This is a genomic window from Neisseria sp. P0021.S007 (assembly GCF_051956855.1).
The window spans coordinates 163,473-181,002 of sequence record NZ_JBQCXA010000003.1 but is presented as its reverse complement, the minus strand read 5'-3'; the positions used below and the strand labels follow the sequence as shown (position 1 = coordinate 181,002).

At 49.7% G+C, this 17,530-nt stretch carries 16 protein-coding genes; 6 read left to right on the top strand and 10 right to left on the bottom strand.

Features of this window, described 5'->3' with window-relative positions; genetic code table 11:
* Positions 1-3: 3 nt before the first annotated feature.
* Together dapC and ACTHUR_RS06215 are read right to left on the bottom strand one after the other, a co-directional pair.
* Complete coding sequence (gene dapC, locus ACTHUR_RS06220) at positions 4-1,194, bottom strand: succinyldiaminopimelate transaminase (RefSeq protein WP_004520092.1); 1,191 nt, start codon at positions 1,192-1,194, stop codon at positions 4-6.
* 387 nt (positions 1,195-1,581) lie between these two features.
* On the bottom strand, positions 1,582-1,941 hold the full coding sequence (locus ACTHUR_RS06215) for a MerR family transcriptional regulator (RefSeq protein WP_004520095.1): 360 nt from the start codon (positions 1,939-1,941) through the stop codon (positions 1,582-1,584).
* Positions 1,942-2,020: 79 nt separating this feature from the next.
* Here ACTHUR_RS06215 and ACTHUR_RS06210 point away from each other — a divergent pair, with 79 nt between their 5' ends.
* Positions 2,021-2,401: a carboxymuconolactone decarboxylase family protein gene (locus tag ACTHUR_RS06210; protein ID WP_004520096.1), complete on the top strand. Its 381-nt coding sequence runs from the start codon at positions 2,021-2,023 to the stop codon at positions 2,399-2,401.
* A 115-nt stretch (positions 2,402-2,516) separates the two neighbouring features.
* Here ACTHUR_RS06210 and ACTHUR_RS06205 read toward each other — a convergent pair whose 3' ends face one another.
* The 3 genes from ACTHUR_RS06205 to ACTHUR_RS06195 form a co-directional block, all read right to left on the bottom strand.
* The gene (locus tag ACTHUR_RS06205) at positions 2,517-3,689 is read right to left on the bottom strand and encodes an NAD(P)H-dependent flavin oxidoreductase (protein WP_004520097.1); all 1,173 of its coding nucleotides are present in this window, start codon (positions 3,687-3,689) and stop codon (positions 2,517-2,519) included.
* A gap of 340 nt (positions 3,690-4,029) precedes the next feature.
* A complete protein-coding gene (locus ACTHUR_RS06200; RefSeq protein ID WP_004520099.1) occupies positions 4,030-4,710 on the bottom strand; it encodes an OmpA family protein in 681 nt (226 codons plus the stop codon).
* Between the two features lie 218 nt (positions 4,711-4,928).
* Positions 4,929-5,804 (bottom strand): YoaK family protein, encoded by an 876-nt coding sequence (locus tag ACTHUR_RS06195; RefSeq protein WP_003747306.1) that lies wholly within the window; start codon positions 5,802-5,804, stop codon positions 4,929-4,931.
* A 160-nt stretch (positions 5,805-5,964) separates the two neighbouring features.
* Here ACTHUR_RS06195 and ACTHUR_RS06190 point away from each other — a divergent pair, with 160 nt between their 5' ends.
* From ACTHUR_RS06190 to ACTHUR_RS06175, 4 genes are all read left to right on the top strand, one after another.
* Positions 5,965-6,354 carry a hypothetical protein gene (locus ACTHUR_RS06190; RefSeq protein WP_004520101.1) on the top strand — a complete coding sequence of 130 codons (390 nt, stop codon included), beginning with the start codon at positions 5,965-5,967 and terminating at the stop codon, positions 6,352-6,354.
* Between the two features lie 123 nt (positions 6,355-6,477).
* A complete protein-coding gene (gene ribF / locus ACTHUR_RS06185; RefSeq protein ID WP_004520102.1) occupies positions 6,478-7,404 on the top strand; it encodes a bifunctional riboflavin kinase/FAD synthetase in 927 nt (308 codons plus the stop codon).
* Positions 7,405-7,542: 138 nt separating this feature from the next.
* A complete protein-coding gene (gene ileS / locus ACTHUR_RS06180) occupies positions 7,543-10,335 on the top strand; it encodes an isoleucine--tRNA ligase (RefSeq protein WP_004520103.1) in 2,793 nt (930 codons plus the stop codon).
* 305 nt (positions 10,336-10,640) lie between these two features.
* Entirely contained in the window at positions 10,641-11,015 is a 375-nt protein-coding gene (locus ACTHUR_RS06175) for a DUF5071 domain-containing protein (protein ID WP_004520105.1), read from the top strand.
* A gap of 218 nt (positions 11,016-11,233) precedes the next feature.
* Here the strand turns inward: ACTHUR_RS06175 and ACTHUR_RS06170 are convergent, their stop codons facing one another.
* The 3 genes from ACTHUR_RS06170 to ACTHUR_RS06160 all read right to left on the bottom strand — a co-directional run bounded on the left by ACTHUR_RS06170 (position 11,234) and on the right by ACTHUR_RS06160 (position 12,268).
* Complete coding sequence (locus ACTHUR_RS06170; protein WP_004520107.1) at positions 11,234-11,626, bottom strand: MliC family protein; 393 nt, start codon at positions 11,624-11,626, stop codon at positions 11,234-11,236.
* A gap of 241 nt (positions 11,627-11,867) precedes the next feature.
* Positions 11,868-11,993, bottom strand: coding sequence for a type B 50S ribosomal protein L36 (gene ykgO, locus ACTHUR_RS06165; protein ID WP_003685279.1), 126 nt, complete (start codon positions 11,991-11,993; stop codon positions 11,868-11,870).
* The gene (locus ACTHUR_RS06160; RefSeq protein ID WP_004520108.1) at positions 11,993-12,268 is read right to left on the bottom strand and encodes a type B 50S ribosomal protein L31; all 276 of its coding nucleotides are present in this window, start codon (positions 12,266-12,268) and stop codon (positions 11,993-11,995) included. The genes ykgO and ACTHUR_RS06160 overlap by 1 nt, the downstream gene beginning before the upstream one ends.
* 171 nt (positions 12,269-12,439) lie before the next feature.
* Between ACTHUR_RS06160 and ACTHUR_RS06155 the strand changes: the two genes are divergently transcribed.
* Positions 12,440-13,936, top strand: coding sequence for a TrkH family potassium uptake protein (locus ACTHUR_RS06155; protein ID WP_070608141.1), 1,497 nt, complete (start codon positions 12,440-12,442; stop codon positions 13,934-13,936).
* Positions 13,937-13,989: 53 nt separating this feature from the next.
* On the opposite strand, the gene galU is transcribed toward ACTHUR_RS06155, so the two are convergent.
* Together galU and ligA are read right to left on the bottom strand one after the other, a co-directional pair.
* Positions 13,990-14,853 carry a UTP--glucose-1-phosphate uridylyltransferase GalU gene (galU, locus tag ACTHUR_RS06150; RefSeq protein ID WP_049336474.1) on the bottom strand — a complete coding sequence of 288 codons (864 nt, stop codon included), beginning with the start codon at positions 14,851-14,853 and terminating at the stop codon, positions 13,990-13,992.
* 127 nt (positions 14,854-14,980) lie between these two features.
* Positions 14,981-17,449 (bottom strand): NAD-dependent DNA ligase LigA, encoded by a 2,469-nt coding sequence (ligA, locus tag ACTHUR_RS06145; protein ID WP_440361186.1) that lies wholly within the window; start codon positions 17,447-17,449, stop codon positions 14,981-14,983.
* Positions 17,450-17,530 lie beyond the last annotated feature (81 nt).

Below are 17,530 nucleotides of genomic sequence, written 5' to 3'. Positions count from 1 at the left end.
GTTTTATCGGCGGTATAAAGCAACCATGGTTTCAGCCGCTTTGACGCAGCTTTCCACATCGGCAACCAGAGCGATGCGGACGTAGCCTTCGCCCGGATTGCCTTGTTCGGTATCGCGGGCGAGGAAGCGGCCGGGCAACACTTGGATAGCGGCTTTCTGCCACAGGTTGCGCGTAAATGCCAAGTCGTCGCCATCGGGAACTTTCAGCCAAATGTAGAACGACGCGTCAGGCAGTTTGACATCGAATGCCTGTTGCAAAATAGGGATGACGCGGTCGAATTTTTCTTGGTAGAGGCGGCGGTTGTCGATGACGTGTTCTTCATCGTTCCAAGCGGCAATGCTGGCGCGTTGGACGGGAATGCTCATCGCGCTGCCGTGGTAGGTGCGGTAGAGCAGGAAGTTTTTGAGCAACTCGGCATCGCCTGCGACAAAGCCGGAACGCAAACCGGGGACGTTGGAGCGTTTGGACAGGCTGGTGAACATAATAATGTTGCGTGTACCGCGTCCTAATTGCGCCGCAGCCTGCAGGCCGCCGATCGGTTTGTTGTCGTCAAAATAGATTTCGGAATAGCATTCGTCAGAGGCGATAACGAAGCCGTATTTGTCTTGCAAATCAAAAACTTCTTTCCAATCTTCTAATTGCAGGACGCTGCCGCTCGGGTTGTTTGGCGAGCAGACAATCAGGACTTTGGTGCGCTGCCATACGTCTTCAGGCAGGCTGCTCCAATCGGGGTTGAAGCTGGGCGCAGGACAGTTGGCAAAATGGATTTCGCCGCCGCCCAAAATAGTCGCGCCTTCGTAAATTTGATAGAAAGGATTGGGGCTGATAACGACCGGTTTGGGGCCGTCTGAAGCCGGATTTAAAACGGTTTGGATAAAAGAGAACAAAGCTTCCCGGCTGCCCAATACGGGCAGGATTTCATTGTCGGGATTGAGGCTCAAACCATCATAACGGCGGGCCACCCATTCGGCGCAGGCTTGGCGCAGTTCAGGCAGGCCAGCGGTCAGCGGATATTTTTCCAGTTCGTGCAGGGAGGTGGTCAGCGCGTCGGTGATGACTTTGGGCGTCGGGTGTTTCGGCTCGCCGATTTGCAGATGAATGGGCGTCACACCTTCGGGTGCATCAATGCCTTGCATGGCTTCACGCAGGCGGGCGAAAGGATAGGGTTTGAGGTGGTTCAATAATGGGTTCATGATGTTTCTGCCGATAAATTAAGGCAACAATCTTAGCATTTTTTAGATAGATTGGGACAAAAAGGCCGTCTGAAAACAGGGTTTAAATGTTTTCAGACGGCCTTTTGAATGCAGTCAAAACGGTCCCGTCATCACCAACTATTACAGCAACGTCTGCTACGGCCAGCACAGCGACCGCACCTTTTTCACCAATTCGGAAGACATCATCATCGATTATCACTGGGCGCTCAGCAATTCATGGCGTGTGAATTGTAATAATTATGTTTTGGGACGCTCGCCCCGATAAGGCCGTCTGAAAGCGCGAGCTTTAACGAAGTTGGAACACAAAAGCAGCCTGCACTTGGGCTTTCCCAAATGTGCAGGCTGCTTTTCACGCTTTTAGGCTGCTTATCCCTGCCCGCCCATCTTCTCACGATACCACGCCAGCTTCCGCTCCAAAAACGCCCAATGAGCGTCCAATTCCTGCCGTTTGCGTTTCAAAGCCGCCTGATGTTCCTGCAAAATCCGGTAACGTTCGGGGACGGTTTCATCGCCCAAATGCCGCAGCCGCGCGTATTCCTTGATTTGCGCCAGCGGCACGCCCATGTCTTTCAGCCGAAGGATGAAACCCACCCATTCCAAATCGCGCGCACCGTATTCGCGGTAGCCGTTGGCGTTTCGTTCGGGGCGCAGCAGCCCTTCCTGCTCGTAGTAGCGCAGCGTGGCGGCGGACAAACCCGTTTGCGCGGCAAATTCCTTGGTCTGCATCAAATCTCCTTGCTATAAAGTGCGCTTGATAGTTTAACCTGTCCGTGCAATTTTGCAAATTTGAGTATGGAGACGAAAAATGTTGAATCATCAGGATTTAATGGCACGCGGCTTAGCGAAGCTGAACGAAATCGACGGCGAGCAGGGCGACAAGGTGAGGCAGGCGTTGGCGGATATTTCGCCCGATTTGGGCAAATACATCATTGGTTTCGCGTTTGGCGAGATTTACCAGCGCCCGCAGCTTGATGTGCGGCAGCGCGAGCTGGTAACGCTGGCGGCTCTGGCGGCGCAGGGCGGCTGTGAAAACCAGTTGCGCGTGCATATCCACGCTTCGCTGAACGTGGGGCTGACGCGCGATGAAATTGTGGAGGCGTTTATCCAATGTATCCCGTATTTGGGTTTTCCGAAGGTGCTGAATGCGGTGTTTGTAGCGAAGGAGGTGTTTGCGGCGGCGGAGTGATGCAGGCTGCCTGAAACCTAAAAAGGCTACCTGAAAGCGCAGCTTCAACGAAGTTAAAACGGAGTTCCTGAGAAACGAAAAGCAGCCTGCACATCCACAAAACAAATTGATGCGTTTATTTGGCAGGGACGACGGGCAGGGAACCGTTCAAAAGATAATGAATGGTTTCTTGAACCGTACGGATGGCGTTGCCAAACGGCAATGGGTCTTTGCCGCGGAAAAACAGGCCTTTATCGACCTCGCCGCGGAATGCGGCGGAAAGTTGGATGTCGATACAGAATTGACCGGCTTTGGCCAAACCGTCGCGCAAGCCGCAGCTGGTCAGGCAGTTCAGGCCTTGGGTGCAACGGCGCGGATCGTTTTTGGCGTTGGCTTGCAATTTGGCCTCGCGTTTGATGTAGTTGTCGAGGAATTTGGTGCGCACGCCGCGTGCAGGCAAACCGGCAACAGACATGAATTCAACCACTTTTTCGGTTTCCGCACCGGCCAGCGTTTTCTTGAAGTTGATGTGGGCATCGCCTTCTTCGGTCACGGCAAACGCGGTACCGATTTGAACGGCGGACGCGCCCCAGTTTTTCAAGGCTGTTTTGACTTTTTCAAAGTTTGCCATGCCGCCGGCGAGTACCAACGGGATTTTTTCGCTTTCCAAGCCCAAGTTTTTGAATACTTCAAACGTTTCTTCAATAACGCGTTTGAACTCGAATTTGGCATCGTTCACGCCGTCAACGGTTGCCGCACCCAAGTGGCCGGCTGCGTGGGCTGGGTGTTCGATAACGATGGCATCGGGCAAGATGCCTTTTTTCATCCAACGTTTCAAAACGATGTTGATACCGCGTGATTCGGACAAAATAGGGAAAAGGGCGACATCTTTGTGATAGCCCTCGGCCATTTCCGGCAAGTCCAAAGGTAAACCTGCGCCCATTACAATCGCGTCTGCACCGGATTCGCAGGCCTGACGGACGTAGGCGGCATGGTCTTTGACGGCTTTCATGACGTTGACGGCGATCATGCCTTTGCCTTCTGAATCGGCTTTGGCTTTTTTGATTTCACGGTCAAGCGCGATGCAGTTGAGGCGGGTGTATTTTTCTTCGCTGGAATCGATTTTTGATTCAGCCAGCAAATCTTCGTGCAAGTGGCGCAAATCGACGCTGGCGATGGTACCTACGCCGTTTTCGCGCGCAACCGCGCTAGAGAGTTTTGATGCGGAAACGCCTACACCCATACCGCCTTGTACGACGGGGATCAGTGATTTGCCACGGATAATCAATGGGTCAAAGTTGTTTTGCATGGATGCTCCTTCATAGATTCTGGATAGTGCCGTCTGAAATCCTATGAAATGGATTGGATAACGGGCTGATGTGTATATAAATAAGTGTGTTTTTCGCCGCCGTTTTTCAGACGGCATGAGGCGTGTTTTTAAAATTTTAGGAATTATACTCTAAGTTAGTGTAAAAATTAGAGTATTAATACAGTTTTTTTAAAGAAAAAATTGAAAAGTCTTGTTAATAAAGGAATAAATTTTATGATGGGTTGGATTGAGGAGGCGAAATTGCAAACAAAATCTACAAAGAAAAAGGCCGTCTGAAATTTCAGACGGCCTTAAGTATGGGAATCGGACAGATGTCGGATTACATTTGTTTTTTAGCGGCATCAATGGCGCGTTGGTCAGGGTTGATCAAGATTTCAACGCGGCGGTTTTGTGCGCGGCCTTCAACAGTAGCGTTGGAGGCGATTGGTTGACGGGAGCCGTAACCGAAAGTGCTCAAACGGGTGCTGCTTACGCCACGGGATTGCAGGAAAGTGGCAACAGATTCGGCGCGGTTGCGAGACAATGGCTCGTTGATGGCGTCGTTACCGGTGTTGTCGGTGTGGCCGTTGATGGTCAAAGTGGTGTCAGGATATTGAACCAAAGTTTGCGCAGCGGCAGATAGGGCGCTTTGAGCATGGCCGCTCAGGGCGGCGCTGCCGGTAGCGAAGGTTACGTTTTCAGGCATAACCAGTTTGATTTGGTTGCCTTGACGTTCAACTTCGATGTTGGTGTTGGCCAGGCTTTGACGCAGTTTTTTCTCTTGGTAGTCCATGTAACCGCCGATACCCGCACCTACTGCACCGCAAGCCAATGCGGAGTTACGCGCGCCTTTACCGCCGTGGGTCAGTGCACCAACGATGCCGCAAACAGCCGCACCGCCCAAACCGTACATAGCGGTTTTGCTGGCGGATTGTTGGCCGGTAACAGGATCAGTTACACAGCCGGTGAGCGCCAAAGGAATTGCAGTGGCAATAACGGTCAGGGGTTTCAAGAATTTCATGTCGTATCCTCTTTATTAGATGACGGCCCGGGCCGTCTGAAAAAATGAATAAAAACCGCGTGGATCATTACGGATTTATGATACTCAATATCCGAAACGCAAAAGAATGGGTTTAACCCGATATTACGAAAATATTTGCCAGTTAACATAATTCTGAAGCATTTCTGCATTTCTCCGACAGTTTGGCCGTTTTGTCGCGAAATAACAAGCAAAGTTTTTTACAGTTTCTTCCGTTTTTTCTGCTTGCGGCGATACCAGTTGACGAATGCCCATTTCAATCTGACCTTGACATCGTATCCCACTGAACCTGCACCCAGTATGAGCAAAACGGCGGAAACGGGCAGGGCGAAATGATGGCCGACCAGATGATAACCCCATGCGCCAACCACGCCGCCCAGTAAAAACGACAGCATCAATCCGCTTAAAAGCCACATTTTCGGTTTGTTAACTCGGACGTGCGGTAGGCGCGGATGATGCTGTTTGGAGTAATAAAGCGCGCGTGAGATTTCAATGCCCAAGTCGGTCGCCGTGCCGGTCATGTGGGTGGAACGGATGGCGCCGCCGGAAAGAAGCGTGATAACCGTATTGTGCATACCCATAATAAAACATAATAAAAACAATGCTAAAGACGGCATAATAAAATCAGAGCCGCCAAAATCCCACTCCATCGCAGCAATACCGAACCAGCCGAATATCAACAGATAAACTGCTTCCAGCCACATGGAAAACCCAAAGCTGCCACGGAAACGCATCTGCTGCGTCCATAAAATTACCCAACCCGAATGCGCGGCACCGGCAACAAAACACAACACGCTGATGAAAGTCACCGCGGCAGACCACCAGTCTTGGAGATACAGCACATCAGCCAAAAGAGACATGGAGCCGGTTACGTGGGAAATATAGCGCGCAAAAGCAAAAAATCCCCCCGCATTAATCGCACCGGCAAGAAAGGCCATGATATAGCCCAGCCGTCTGAAACGGGCATCGGAAATATTGTGCTCGTGCAGATAAGGGCGGTCCGCCTGCCAAAACGGCGGCGTGTGTTGCCTGTGGTGGCGCAATCGGTAGGAGTGGGGCGGTTTGTCAGCGTTCATCGAGTGGGTTTGGAGTTAAACATTCATACAGGGTGTATTTTATATGCAACTGTCTGCCGATAAGAACAAATAATCTAAAGTGTTCCCAAGTTGCCACACTTGCCCATTACACAATGAGGGCGTACATTAATAGAAAGATATAAACATAAGGAAACATCCGATGAATCCTATCCGTCTGACCTTATTGTTTGGCGCCGTTGCATTGCTGGCCGCCTGCGCCACCACGCCCGAGCAAAAAGCCGCACGCGCCCAAGCGCAGAAACGCTATGAGCAGGATCTTCAAGTCAATCTTGCCGCCCAATGCGATCAGGAAACAGCCGCACTGATCCGCCGCAAATTTGACGAAGAAGGCAAACCCGGTGTGGCAACTGCGGAACAAAAAGCCTTCCGCCTCAAATATATCGACAAAGTTTCCGACCCGATGTTCCAAGCCTGCTACAAAATGGCATGGCAAAACTATATTTCCCAAGAACAGCTGCGCGAAGCCCGCTACTATCGCTATTACGACGATTGGGGTTATCCGTTTGGCCGTTATCCTTGGTGGTGGTAAGGTATTAACAAACCTTAGGGCCGTCAGAAAGCATATATTTATTGGTTTCAGGCGGCCTAAGGTTTATTGAAACGGCAATAACGTTTACAATAGCCGCCTATTCAAACACACTACCAACTACCCATGAACATCTGGCTTGGACAGCGACATCCGCCCCAATTTCCGCAAGGAGCCGCCGTAACCATTGGCAACTTCGACGGCGTACACCTCGGGCACAAACATATCCTGCAAAAACTCAAACGAGAGGCAGACCGGCGCGGTCTGCCTGTTGTCGTTGTTATTTTTGAGCCTCAGCCCAAAGAGTTTTTTGCGCGTAAAGCCGGGAAAAAGCTGCCTTACCGCATCAGTCCGCTGCGTACTAAATTGCGCCTTTTGCGTGAAACCGGCTGTGTGGATGCCATTTGGGTTTTGCGCTTTAACCAAACTTTCTCCGAGATGAGCGCACAAACGTTTATCGACCGGCTTTTGCGAAAAACGCTCAATACGCGTTATCTGCTGATTGGCGATGATTTCCGTTTCGGTGCGGGTCGGGAAGGCTGTTTCGAACTTTTGGCACAACAGCCTGATATGCAAACCGAGTGCACACCGTCCGTTATCGTTGAAGACATCCGCACCAGCAGTACCGCCGTCCGCCAAGCCCTTTCAGACGGCAAGTTGGAATACGCCAAAAAACTGTTGGGGCACGATTACGTGTTAAGCGGCAAGGTCAAGCACGGGCAAAAACTCGGCCGCACCATCAACTCGCCTACCGCCAACGTCCAGCTTCCCCCGTATCATTATGCGCTAAGCGGCGTATTTGTCGTCGAAGCTGACGGCGCATTCGGTACGCGCCGGGGCGTGGCCAGCTTTGGTTTTAACCCCACTGTCAGCAACAACCGTTCGCAAAAGTTGGAAGTCCACCTGTTCGATTTCAACGGCGATTTGTACGGCCAGCGCATCTTCGTCCGCTTCCTGCACAAACTGCGTGACGAGAAAAAATTTGAAAGTATCGAAGCATTGAAAACCCAAATTTTGCAAGATATGGAAGATGCAAAGGTTTGGAAACCATAGAAACGCTTCTATACGCTTATAAAATCAAGACAATTGGGCTACAATAAGTCCTTTGAATTCTTTCAGACGGCCTGTTCTTTTTAAAATGAGCAATCAGGCCGTCTGAAACCGAAATACCGCAACAATAGAGATTAGAAAATGACCGATTACAGTAAAACCGTAAACCTGCTCGAGAGCCCGTTTCCAATGCGCGGCAATCTTGCCAAGCGCGAGCCTGCATGGCTGAAAAGCTGGTACGAGCAAAAACGCTACCAAAAACTGCGTGAAATCGCCAAAGGCCGTCCGAAATTTATTCTGCACGACGGTCCTCCGTATGCCAACGGCGACATCCACATCGGTCATGCCGTCAATAAAATTCTCAAAGACATTATTATCCGCAGCAAAACCCAAGCCGGTTTTGATGCGCCTTATGTGCCGGGCTGGGACTGCCACGGCCTGCCCATCGAAGTGATGGTAGAGAAGCTGCACGGCAAAGACATGCCCAAAGCCCGTTTCCGCGAATTGTGCCGCGAATACGCCGCCGAACAGATTGCCCGTCAGAAAAAAGACTTTATCCGCTTGGGTGTGTTGGGCGATTGGGACAATCCTTACCTGACCATGGATTTCAAAACCGAAGCCGATACCGTGCGTATGCTCGGCGAAATCTACAAATCCGGCTATCTCTACCGCGGCGCGAAACCGGTTCAGTTCTGCTTGGACTGCGGCTCTTCACTGGCGGAAGCAGAAGTGGAATACAAAGACAAAGTATCGCCTGCGATTGACGTTGCCTATCCGTTTAAAGACAATGCCGCGCTTGCCGCCGCATTCGGTTTGTCCGACATCGAAGGCAAAGCGTTTGCCGTTATCTGGACAACCACGCCTTGGACTTTGCCTGCGAGCCAAGCTGTTTCAGCTGGCGCAGACGTGGTGTATCAATTGATTGATACGCCTAAAGGCAAATTGGTGTTGGCCAAAGATTTGGCAGAAGATGCGCTCAAACGCTACGGCTTCGCTTCAGACGACCTGAAAGTATTGGCAGAAACCACCGGCGACAAGCTGGAAAACCTGCACATGAACCATCCGTTCCTCGAACGCGATATCCTCATGCTCAACGGCGAACACGTTACCACCGACGCCGGTACCGGCTTGGTGCACACTGCGCCTGCGCATGGTCTGGAAGACTACGCTGTCTGCAATAAATACGGTATCGAGCTTTACAACCCTGTCAACGCCGAAGGCAAATACATCAGCGAAACACCTCGTGTCGCTGGTATGAGCGTTTGGGAAGCCAATCCCGTCATCCTGCAATGGCTGGGAGAAACCGGCAACCTTTTGGCAAGCAGTAAAATCGAACACAGCTACGCCCACTGCTGGCGCCACAAAACGCCGTTGATTTACCGTGCGACCGGCCAATGGTTTGTCGGTATGGACAAAGCAGGTGCTGACGGTAAAACCCTGCGCGACAAAGCCATCAAAGCCGTTGATGACACTGAATTCTTCCCGTCATGGGGTCGTGCGCGTTTGGAAGCCATGATTGAAGGTCGTCCTGACTGGGTGGTTTCGCGCCAACGCTACTGGGGCACGCCGATGACCTTCTTTGTTCACAAAGAAACCGGTGAGCTGCATCCGAACTCTGCTGAGCTTTTGGAGAAAGTAGCACAACGCATCGAAGAAAAAGGCATCGAAGCATGGTTCTCTCTTGATAAGAGCGAACTCTTGAGCGCGGAAGATTGCGAAAATTACGACAAACTTTCCGATACCATGGACGTATGGTTCGACTCAGGCTCGACCCATTATTCCGTCTTGAAACAGCGCGAAGAATTAGACTGGCCTGCCGACCTCTACCTCGAAGGCAGCGACCAACACCGCGGCTGGTTCCAATCCTCTATGTTGACCGGTTGCGCCTCATCCATGGGTCGTGCACCATACAAACAGCTGCTGACCCATGGTTTCGTGGTTGACCAAAATGGCCGTAAAATGTCGAAATCCATCGGCAACGTCGTCGCACCGCAAGAAGTTTACAATGAATTCGGTGCGGACATCCTGCGTCTGTGGGCGGCATCTACCGATTACAGCGGTGAATTGGCGATTTCCAAAGAAATCCTCAAACGCGTTACTGAAAGCTACCGTCGTATCCGCAACACTTTGAGCTTCCTGTTTGCCAACCTCAGCGACTTCAATCCTATTGAAGATGCCGTGCAACAGGCAGATATGGTGGAAATCGACCGCTACGCCGTGGTATTGGCGCGTCAGCTACAAGAGCGTCTGGCAGGCGACTACTATCCGCGTTATGCCTTTCACTTTGCCGTAAAAGACATTGTTTCTTTCTGCTCGGAAGACTTGGGCGCGTTCTACCTCGATATCCTGAAAGACCGCCTCTACACCACCAAAGCAGATAGCCATGCACGCCGCAGTGCGCAAACAGCCCTGTATCACATCACACGCAGTTTGGTTCTGCTGATTGCGCCGATTTTGTGCTTTACCGGAGAGGAAGCATGGGACATCATTGGTGGCGGCGAAGAAGACAGCGTCCTCTTCCACACCTGGCATGAGTTCCCATCCATCAATGAAAAAGCCGAAGCCGAATTGGTGAAAAAATGGACGGCAATCCGCGAAGCACGCGAAGCAGTAACTGCCGCCATCGAGCCTTTGCGTACGGATAAAACCGTCGGTTCTTCATTGCAAGTCGAAACCGAAATTACGGCTCCGGAAGAAATTGCCGATTATCTGAACACTTTGGGCGAAGAATTGCGTTTTGCTTTGCTGGTGTCTAAAGCTGAAGTGAAAGTAGGTAATGAACTTACTGTAACCGCTAAAGCCAGTGATGGTGAAAAATGCGAACGCTGCTGGCACTATACCCACGATGTGGGCGCAGTTGCAGGCCATGAAACCATCTGTAAACGTTGTGCCGACAACGTTGACGGTAAAGGCGAAGAAAGACATTACGCTTAATTATTTGGTCTAAGATAAAGGCCGTCTGAAAACTTTGGTAATAGGTTTTCAGACGGCCTTTGTTTATTGAATCTGTTTTGTATAGCGAATAGATTTTGAAGGGTAATTGGGATTTGTGATTTAGGTAAAATGCAGGATAGGGTTTCAAGTTATTGCAGGGTAGGAGTTTAATTGCACAAAATAACTCTTACTTCAGAGAAAATTTGTTGAGGATACAGGAATGACGAATAATCATTTGTCTAGAATTGAGATCAATCATTACAATTCTGTATTCGTAAGTCTTTAATAAAGCAATGAGGTATCCTATGCGCCCTAAAGATAAGTTTGACATCAAGGCTTGCAAAAAAATTAAGGACTGCAACGATGAGGAATTAATTGAGATGGGGGAGTGGCTCTCAGGATGGTTGGGAGATGCGAACTTTCCTGTTTTTAGTGAAATTGTCGAAATCTTTGTAGAACGACAAGACACATTACTTCCATTCGTTTCAAATATTTTTTACTCAAATGATAGTATATGCATTTATTGGGTTTTACTTGAACTCTATCCAAAATTATCCTATCAAAACCAAGTAGCCTTAGCCATTGATTTGGAACATTGTCTTCATAATATTTCAGAAAAATTAATTTTGGATGAAGATGATGAAAACCTTAAAGAAATCTTGGAAAAAGTTTTAAATTAAGGTAGATATATATTTAATGATTTTGAAATAATGCATTGTCGGAGAAGATACCTTTTAAAGGGTCTTACTTATCCGTGGAGTATGGACGTATTTTGAACCTTCAAATAGCCTCATATTTGCATTTTATCCTTAAACGGAAATTTCGTTTTATCCAATATGAAAGGCCATCTGAAACAAGTTTTCAGACGGCCTTCAGCTATTCTATTGCTAAGTAGAAATTAGCGGGCAGAGCAAGAAGTTTCTACTTTGTTGCCGTATGGGTCAGTGAAGCCGAAGAATGCTTCGCTGCCTTTTTGATGCCATTCGGCGCCTTTACCGAACAAGCCTTGGTTGGCAACATAGCGTTCGCCTGAACCTGCAACGGCAGAAGACAGGGTGGCAACTTTGTCGTCAAGGCGTAATTCAACTTGATCGGTGCTCAGGTTTCGGATTTGTACAGACAGGCCATTTTCGCAGCTGAATGATTGAACACGGGCATCATGATCGTGTGTACGGCCGTGGTCATGATTGTGCTCGTGACGGTGACCATGGTCATGTTGATGGGCTTCGGGTGCGGCACAGGCAGCGAGGCTCATGGCGGCGGCAATTGCAAGCAGGGCTTTTACTTTCATTTTTGACTCCTATGGTCAGTGTTGAAGGAAGAATGTAGCGGCATGTTATAAATATCTTTATGGCTTCACAATAGGGATAACCATTATTTACTTTTTCTTCCTGTTTCCGGGAGTATGGCAGGATTTTTTGTAGTTTTGATATGAATGATTAATGCCGTTTGAAAAAAAACCGCACTTGCGCTAGAGGTAAACGAAAGTGCGGAAAATTCAGAGAGTTACATTGAAATATGGGTTGGGCCACTTAACGCTGGCGTGCTTTAAAGCGGGGGTTGCTCTTGCAAATAACGTACACTTTGCCTTTTCGGCGGACAATTTGACAGTCGCGGTGTCGTTTTTTTGCAGTTTTCAGGGAGGAGAGGACTTGCATTATTTATCCTTTCTGAAGGAAGACATCATGGATTGGTAACGTTGGTTGAACTTGCTGGCGCGGCCTTCGATATTGACATTGCGTTGTTTGCCTGTGTACACGGGGTGGGAAGCGGAAGAGGTATCAAGCGAAAAGAGGGGATACTCTATGCCGTCTTTCCAAACCATGGTTTTGCCGTGGGTATTGGCGCATGAACGGATAAGCCATCCTTGGTCTGCGCCGCTGTCGTAAAACAGGACGGTACGATAGTTGTCCGGGTGGATATCGGATTTCATTTTTTTCTCCAGTAAATGTTATGGTATAACATTATACTCCTAGAAAAAGAGCAGGCAAGTGTTTTTTGTTTTTCTTTATCACGGGATTGCGGCATTTTGATAAAATATGCGGTTTCAGGCGGCCTTTTTTATGAGGCCGTCTGAAACATTTTGTTTTCTGATGATAGGAATATGATGTATCTGCATAAGGGTTTCAGATTGGGCGGTGCGGTAAGCAAGGTGATGCCGATTGTCCATGTATTGTCCAAGCTGGGACTGTTGTTTTCATTACTGTTGGCCGTGCCGACACTGATGTCGTATTTTTATCACGACAGCGCGTTTCTCGTGTTTGCCTATACGGCTTTGACTGTATTGCTGGTATCGTGTGTAACTTGGGTGCTGACTTTGCGTTTCAACCGTGAATTGCGGCCGCGTGACGGATTTACCCTGGTATTGATGCTGTGGCTGGCCTTTGCCGTCGTGGCGGCGATGCCGATTTATTTCTATATGCCGTCCATGAGTTTCACCGATGCGTTTTTTGAAGCGATGTCGGGGCTGACGACAACGGGGGCAACAGTGATTTCCGGCTTGGATACGCTGGCGCCGTCTGTAAACTTTTGGCGGCACATGCTCAACTGGCTTGGCGGTATGGGTATTATCGTGCTGGCTGTGGCGATTTTGCCGATGTTGGGCGTGGGGGGGACGCAGCTTTTCAAAGCGGAAATTCCGGGTATGGATAAGGAAAGCAAGATGGCTCCCCGTATTTCGCAAGTGGCCAAACGGCTGTGGTTTGCTTATGCACTGACAACTGCTGCCGCCTTTGTATCCTTGCATATTGCCGGCATGGGCTGGTTTGATGCCTTGTGCCATGCGATGTCGGCTGTGGCCTTGGGCGGTTTTTCGACACATGATGACAGCGTTGCCTATTTTAATTCTGTAGCAGTCGAATGGACGTTGATGTTTTTTACTGTCTGGGGCGGTATCAATTTCGCCAGCCACTTTACTGCGCTGGGCAACCGCTCCTTGCAGGTGTATTGGAAAGATGAAGAATGCCGCACCATGCTGCTGGTTTTGTCGGGCAGTATTTTGATTTCGGCATTGTATTTATGGCAGCAGGACGTTTATCAAAGTCTTGGCGAAGCTTTGCGCTTTGTCAGCTTCAACTTTGTGTCCATCGGATTGGCAAGCGGTTTCTCCAATGCAGACTTTGCCCAATGGCCGTTGATTGTGTCGTTGTGGATGTTTTTCCTGTCGAACGTATTGGCAAGTTCAGGCTCTATGGGGGGCGGTATTAAAAACGTGCGTGCTTTGGTGTTGTTTAAATTCAGCTTGCGCGAAATGTTGATTTTGCTGCATCCGCGTGCGGTTCGTACGGTAAAGGTCAACAATCGCTCCATTCCGGATCGTATGGCGCTGACCGTCATGTCGTTCATCTTTATTTACTTTATGACGGTCATCGTATTCAGCTTTTTACTGATGGCCGCAGGCTTGGACTTTTTATCCGCCTTTACGGCAGTCATTGCTTGTATTACCAATGCAGGGCCGGGTTTAGGTGCAGTTGGTCCGTCGCATAATTACGCTGCGCTGAGCGATGTACAGAAGTGGCTGTGTACGGCGGTGATGTTATTGGGACGTTTGGAGATTTTTACCGTTTTAATTTTGTTTACTCCGGCATATTGGAAGAAATAAGTGTAGAAAAAGGCCGTCTGAAATTTCAGACGGCCTTTTTATAATGGCTGGGCTTAAGCGTATTGCTTGAGTAATTCTTTGAATTGTTCGCCGGTTTCATGGTGTTTCAAACCGTAAGCCACGGTTGCTTCAAGGTAACCCAATTTACTGCCGCAGTCGTAGCGTTTGCCATCAAATGCATGAGCCAACACAAACTCATGGTCGAGCAGGCGCGCAATACCGTCTGTCAGTTGGATTTCGTTACCGGCGCCGCGAGGCAGGTTGGTTAATAAGTCAAAAATACGCGGAGTCAGGATGTAGCGGCCGACAACAGCAAGATTGGAAGGCGCTTCTTCCGGTTTTGGTTTTTCAACAATATTGACTACACGTTGATAGCTTTTCAGGTTTTCAACTTCAACGATACCGTAAGAGCCTGTTTGGGAAGGGTCAACGGTTTCAACGCCTAAAACGCTGTTACCGCTTTGATTGTACACATCAACCATCTGTTTCAATGCACCTTTAGGCGCATCAATCAAATCGTCTGCCAAAATAACGGCGAAAGGCTCGTTACCAACGGCAGCCTGTGCGCACAATACGGCATGACCCAAACCCAATGCTTCAGTTTGACGGATGTACATGCAGGTAATGTTGGAAGGCAGGATATCGCGAACGTGCGCCAACAGTTTGTCTTTTTGACGCAATTCCAATTCGGTTTCCAACTCGTATGCTTTGTCGAAGTGGTCTTCGATACTCCGTTTGTTACGACCGGTGATGAACACCATTTCAGTACAGCCGGCTTCAACCGCTTCTTCAACTGCATATTGAATCAGAGGTTTGTCCACGATAGGCAGCATTTCTTTGGGGCTGGCTTTGGTCGCAGGCAAGAAACGGGTACCCATACCGGCAACGGGAAAGACGCATTTTTTAATGGGTTTCATATTATTATCCTATTTTAACTATGGGTTTATACCCCAAAAAGTGTAAAGATGTAGTCGTATGTAACAATAATACCACATGATAAAGTATCAGGCGGTTTGAAAAGGAGAATTGGTCATAGATACTGTCTTATCCCAGCAACGCCAGTAATTCTTCTTCGGTTAATATGGCCACGCCCAAAGCTTGGGCTTTTTCCAATTTACTGCCTGTAGCTTCTCCGGCGACAACGTAGTCGGTTTTTTTGGATACGCTGCCGGAAACTTTACCGCCTGCGGCTTCGATCAAGGCTTGGGCTTGGTCACGTTTGAGCGTGGGTAAAGTCCCTGTCAATACAAAGGTTTTACCTGCTATGGCCTCGTTAATGTCGTCTAAAATAGTTTCATCTTGAAGATTAGACAGCGTTTGAGCAAAGAAAGTTTTCATATTTTCAAGCAGGGCTGCGTTTTGCGGTTTACTGCGCCATGTCTGCCAATCGGCAGGTAATGCTTTGTCAGTTTGCAGACCTTCTATGTTTTGTCCGGCAAGTTCCCACAAGGCCAGTGCTTTGGTTTCGCTGATTTTAAAATCAGGCAGGCGGGCAATCCAGCGTTGTGGCTCGGCATGGCGCAGCGGCGAGATAGTGACAGCCTGGCTTTGTGGGGCAACACCTACAGCCAGTAGCTCGTCGATCATCGCCTGTTGCGCTTCTTGGGCAAAAAAGTGGGCAATGGAGCGAGCAACCACCGTGCCGATATCGGGCAGACAGGCGAGGATGGGTTCTGGTGCATGGCGGACGTTTTCCAGTGTGCCGAATGCCTGTGCCAGCGTTTTGGCGGTGCGTTCGCCAACGTGACGGATGCCGAGGGCAAAAAGGAAGCGCGCAAGTTCAGGCGTTTTGCTGGCTTCTATGCCTGCAAGGATGTTTTCTGCCCATTTGGTCGGCTGTTTTTTATTGTTTTTGGCAAGCAGAGTATTGCCGGTCTCGCCTTCAAAGTCTCCAATTTCACTGTTTGATGGTTCTTCTTCACTAGCTGACGCTTTATCCGCTGTTTCCTTCATTTTTTGCAGGGTCGGAATATCGAGGCGGTAGAGGTCGGCGAAATGGCGGACGAGGTCTTGGGCGACAAGCTGCTCGATTTGTTTTTGACCAAGTCCGTCGATGTCCATGGCTTTGCGTGAGGCGAAGTGGATTAAACCTTGTGCGCGTTGTGCTTGGCAAAGCATACCGCCGCTGCATCGGGCAACCGCTTCGCCTTCTTCGCGTTCGATTTCGCTGTGACAGATAGGGCAATGGGTGGGCAGGTGGTAGGGTTTGTGAAGCGGTTCGGCTTGGGTTTCAGAAGGTGTTTCGGCAAACAAATCGTCTTGCAGGCCGTCTGAAACGGAAATATTGGTTTCCTGCATTGGGCGACGTTCAAAAATTACGCGCACCACCTCGGGAATCACGTCTCCGGCGCGGCGCACAACAACTGTGTCGCCAACGCGCACGTCTTTTCGAGATACTTCGTCCTGATTGTGCAGGGTGGCGTTGGTAACGGTAACGCCGCCGACAAATACAGGCTGCAGGCGGGCGACGGGGGTTACTGCGCCGGTGCGCCCGATTTGTACATCAATGGCTTCGACAATGGTCAATGCTTCTTCGGCAGGGAATTTGTGGGCAATGGCCCAGCGCGGTGCGCGTGAGATAAACCCCAGTTTTTCTTGTTGCGCCAAGCTATTGACTTTGACCACCATACCGTCGATTTCGTACGGCAGAGTAGGGCGTTTTTGCTGCATTTGCTCGTAAAACGCCAATACTTCGTCAATATTTTTGAAACAGCCGAAATTACCGTCAGGCAGGCTGAAGCCAAGCTCTTTACAGTAGCTCAACTCTTGCAGGTGTTCTTCCGCGACAAAACCGCCTTGTTGTCGGGCGATGGAATAGGGGAAGAAATGCAGTTTGCGCTGTGCCGTAATGCGTGAATCGAGTTGACGCAGACTGCCGGCGGCGGCATTGCGCGGATTGGCGAAAGGTTTTTGTCCGTTTTCAGCCTGTCGTGCGTTTAAGGCGGCAAAATCGGCTTTAAGCATCAGTACTTCGCCACGTATCTCGATAAGCTCGGGAATGTTTTCTCCATGCAGGCGCAGGGGGATGTTGGATACGGTTTTGACGTTTTGGGTAACGTCTTCGCCTGTGGTGCCGTCGCCACGGGTTGCTGCTTGAGTCAATACGCCGTCGCGGTACAGCAGGCTGATGGCCAGACCGTCAAATTTAGGTTCGATAACGTATTCTGGTTTTTCTCCGTTTAATCCGCCACGAACGCGTTCATCAAAAGCGTACATTTCGGCATGGTCAAACACGCCGTTTTCGTCTTGTGGCGAAAAGGCGTTGGTCAGTGACAGCATCGGTATTTCGTGGCGTACTTCGGCAAAGCCTGCTAAAGGCTCGCCACCGACACGTTGGGTCGGGCTGTCGGGCAGTTTGAACTCGGGGTAGTTTCGCTCCAATGCCTCGAGCTCGCGGAACAATTTGTCGTATTCGGCGTCGGGTACGCTGGGCGCATCTAGGGTGTAGTATTCGTAGGCGTAGCGGTTGAGGAGGTCGGTCAGGTATTTGATACGTTGTGCGGTCGGATTCATGAGCAATCGAAATAGAGTTTTCAGACGGCCTGATGATAGAGAGGCCGTCTGAAAATCGATGAATATTGAAGATGAAGGGAT

What these genes read in the sequence shown, in the direction of transcription:
- dapC (WP_004520092.1), bottom strand. Translation starts at nt 1,194, where the DNA reads ATGAACCCATTATTGAACCACCTCAAACCCTATCCTTTCGCCCGCCTG.
- ACTHUR_RS06215 (WP_004520095.1), bottom strand. Translation starts at nt 1,941, where the DNA reads ATGCAGACCAAGGAATTTGCCGCGCAAACGGGTTTGTCCGCCGCCACG.
- ACTHUR_RS06210 (WP_004520096.1), top strand. Translation starts at nt 2,021, where the DNA reads ATGTTGAATCATCAGGATTTAATGGCACGCGGCTTAGCGAAGCTGAAC.
- ACTHUR_RS06205 (WP_004520097.1), bottom strand. Translation starts at nt 3,689, where the DNA reads ATGCAAAACAACTTTGACCCATTGATTATCCGTGGCAAATCACTGATC.
- ACTHUR_RS06200 (WP_004520099.1), bottom strand. Translation starts at nt 4,710, where the DNA reads ATGAAATTCTTGAAACCCCTGACCGTTATTGCCACTGCAATTCCTTTG.
- ACTHUR_RS06195 (WP_003747306.1), bottom strand. Translation starts at nt 5,804, where the DNA reads ATGAACGCTGACAAACCGCCCCACTCCTACCGATTGCGCCACCACAGG.
- ACTHUR_RS06190 (WP_004520101.1), top strand. Translation starts at nt 5,965, where the DNA reads ATGAATCCTATCCGTCTGACCTTATTGTTTGGCGCCGTTGCATTGCTG.
- ribF (WP_004520102.1), top strand. Translation starts at nt 6,478, where the DNA reads ATGAACATCTGGCTTGGACAGCGACATCCGCCCCAATTTCCGCAAGGA.
- ileS (WP_004520103.1), top strand. Translation starts at nt 7,543, where the DNA reads ATGACCGATTACAGTAAAACCGTAAACCTGCTCGAGAGCCCGTTTCCA.
- ACTHUR_RS06175 (WP_004520105.1), top strand. Translation starts at nt 10,641, where the DNA reads ATGCGCCCTAAAGATAAGTTTGACATCAAGGCTTGCAAAAAAATTAAG.
- ACTHUR_RS06170 (WP_004520107.1), bottom strand. Translation starts at nt 11,626, where the DNA reads ATGAAAGTAAAAGCCCTGCTTGCAATTGCCGCCGCCATGAGCCTCGCT.
- ykgO (WP_003685279.1), bottom strand. Translation starts at nt 11,993, where the DNA reads ATGCAAGTCCTCTCCTCCCTGAAAACTGCAAAAAAACGACACCGCGAC.
- ACTHUR_RS06160 (WP_004520108.1), bottom strand. Translation starts at nt 12,268, where the DNA reads ATGAAATCCGATATCCACCCGGACAACTATCGTACCGTCCTGTTTTAC.
- ACTHUR_RS06155 (WP_070608141.1), top strand. Translation starts at nt 12,440, where the DNA reads ATGATGTATCTGCATAAGGGTTTCAGATTGGGCGGTGCGGTAAGCAAG.
- galU (WP_049336474.1), bottom strand. Translation starts at nt 14,853, where the DNA reads ATGAAACCCATTAAAAAATGCGTCTTTCCCGTTGCCGGTATGGGTACC.
- ligA (WP_440361186.1), bottom strand. Translation starts at nt 17,449, where the DNA reads ATGAATCCGACCGCACAACGTATCAAATACCTGACCGACCTCCTCAAC.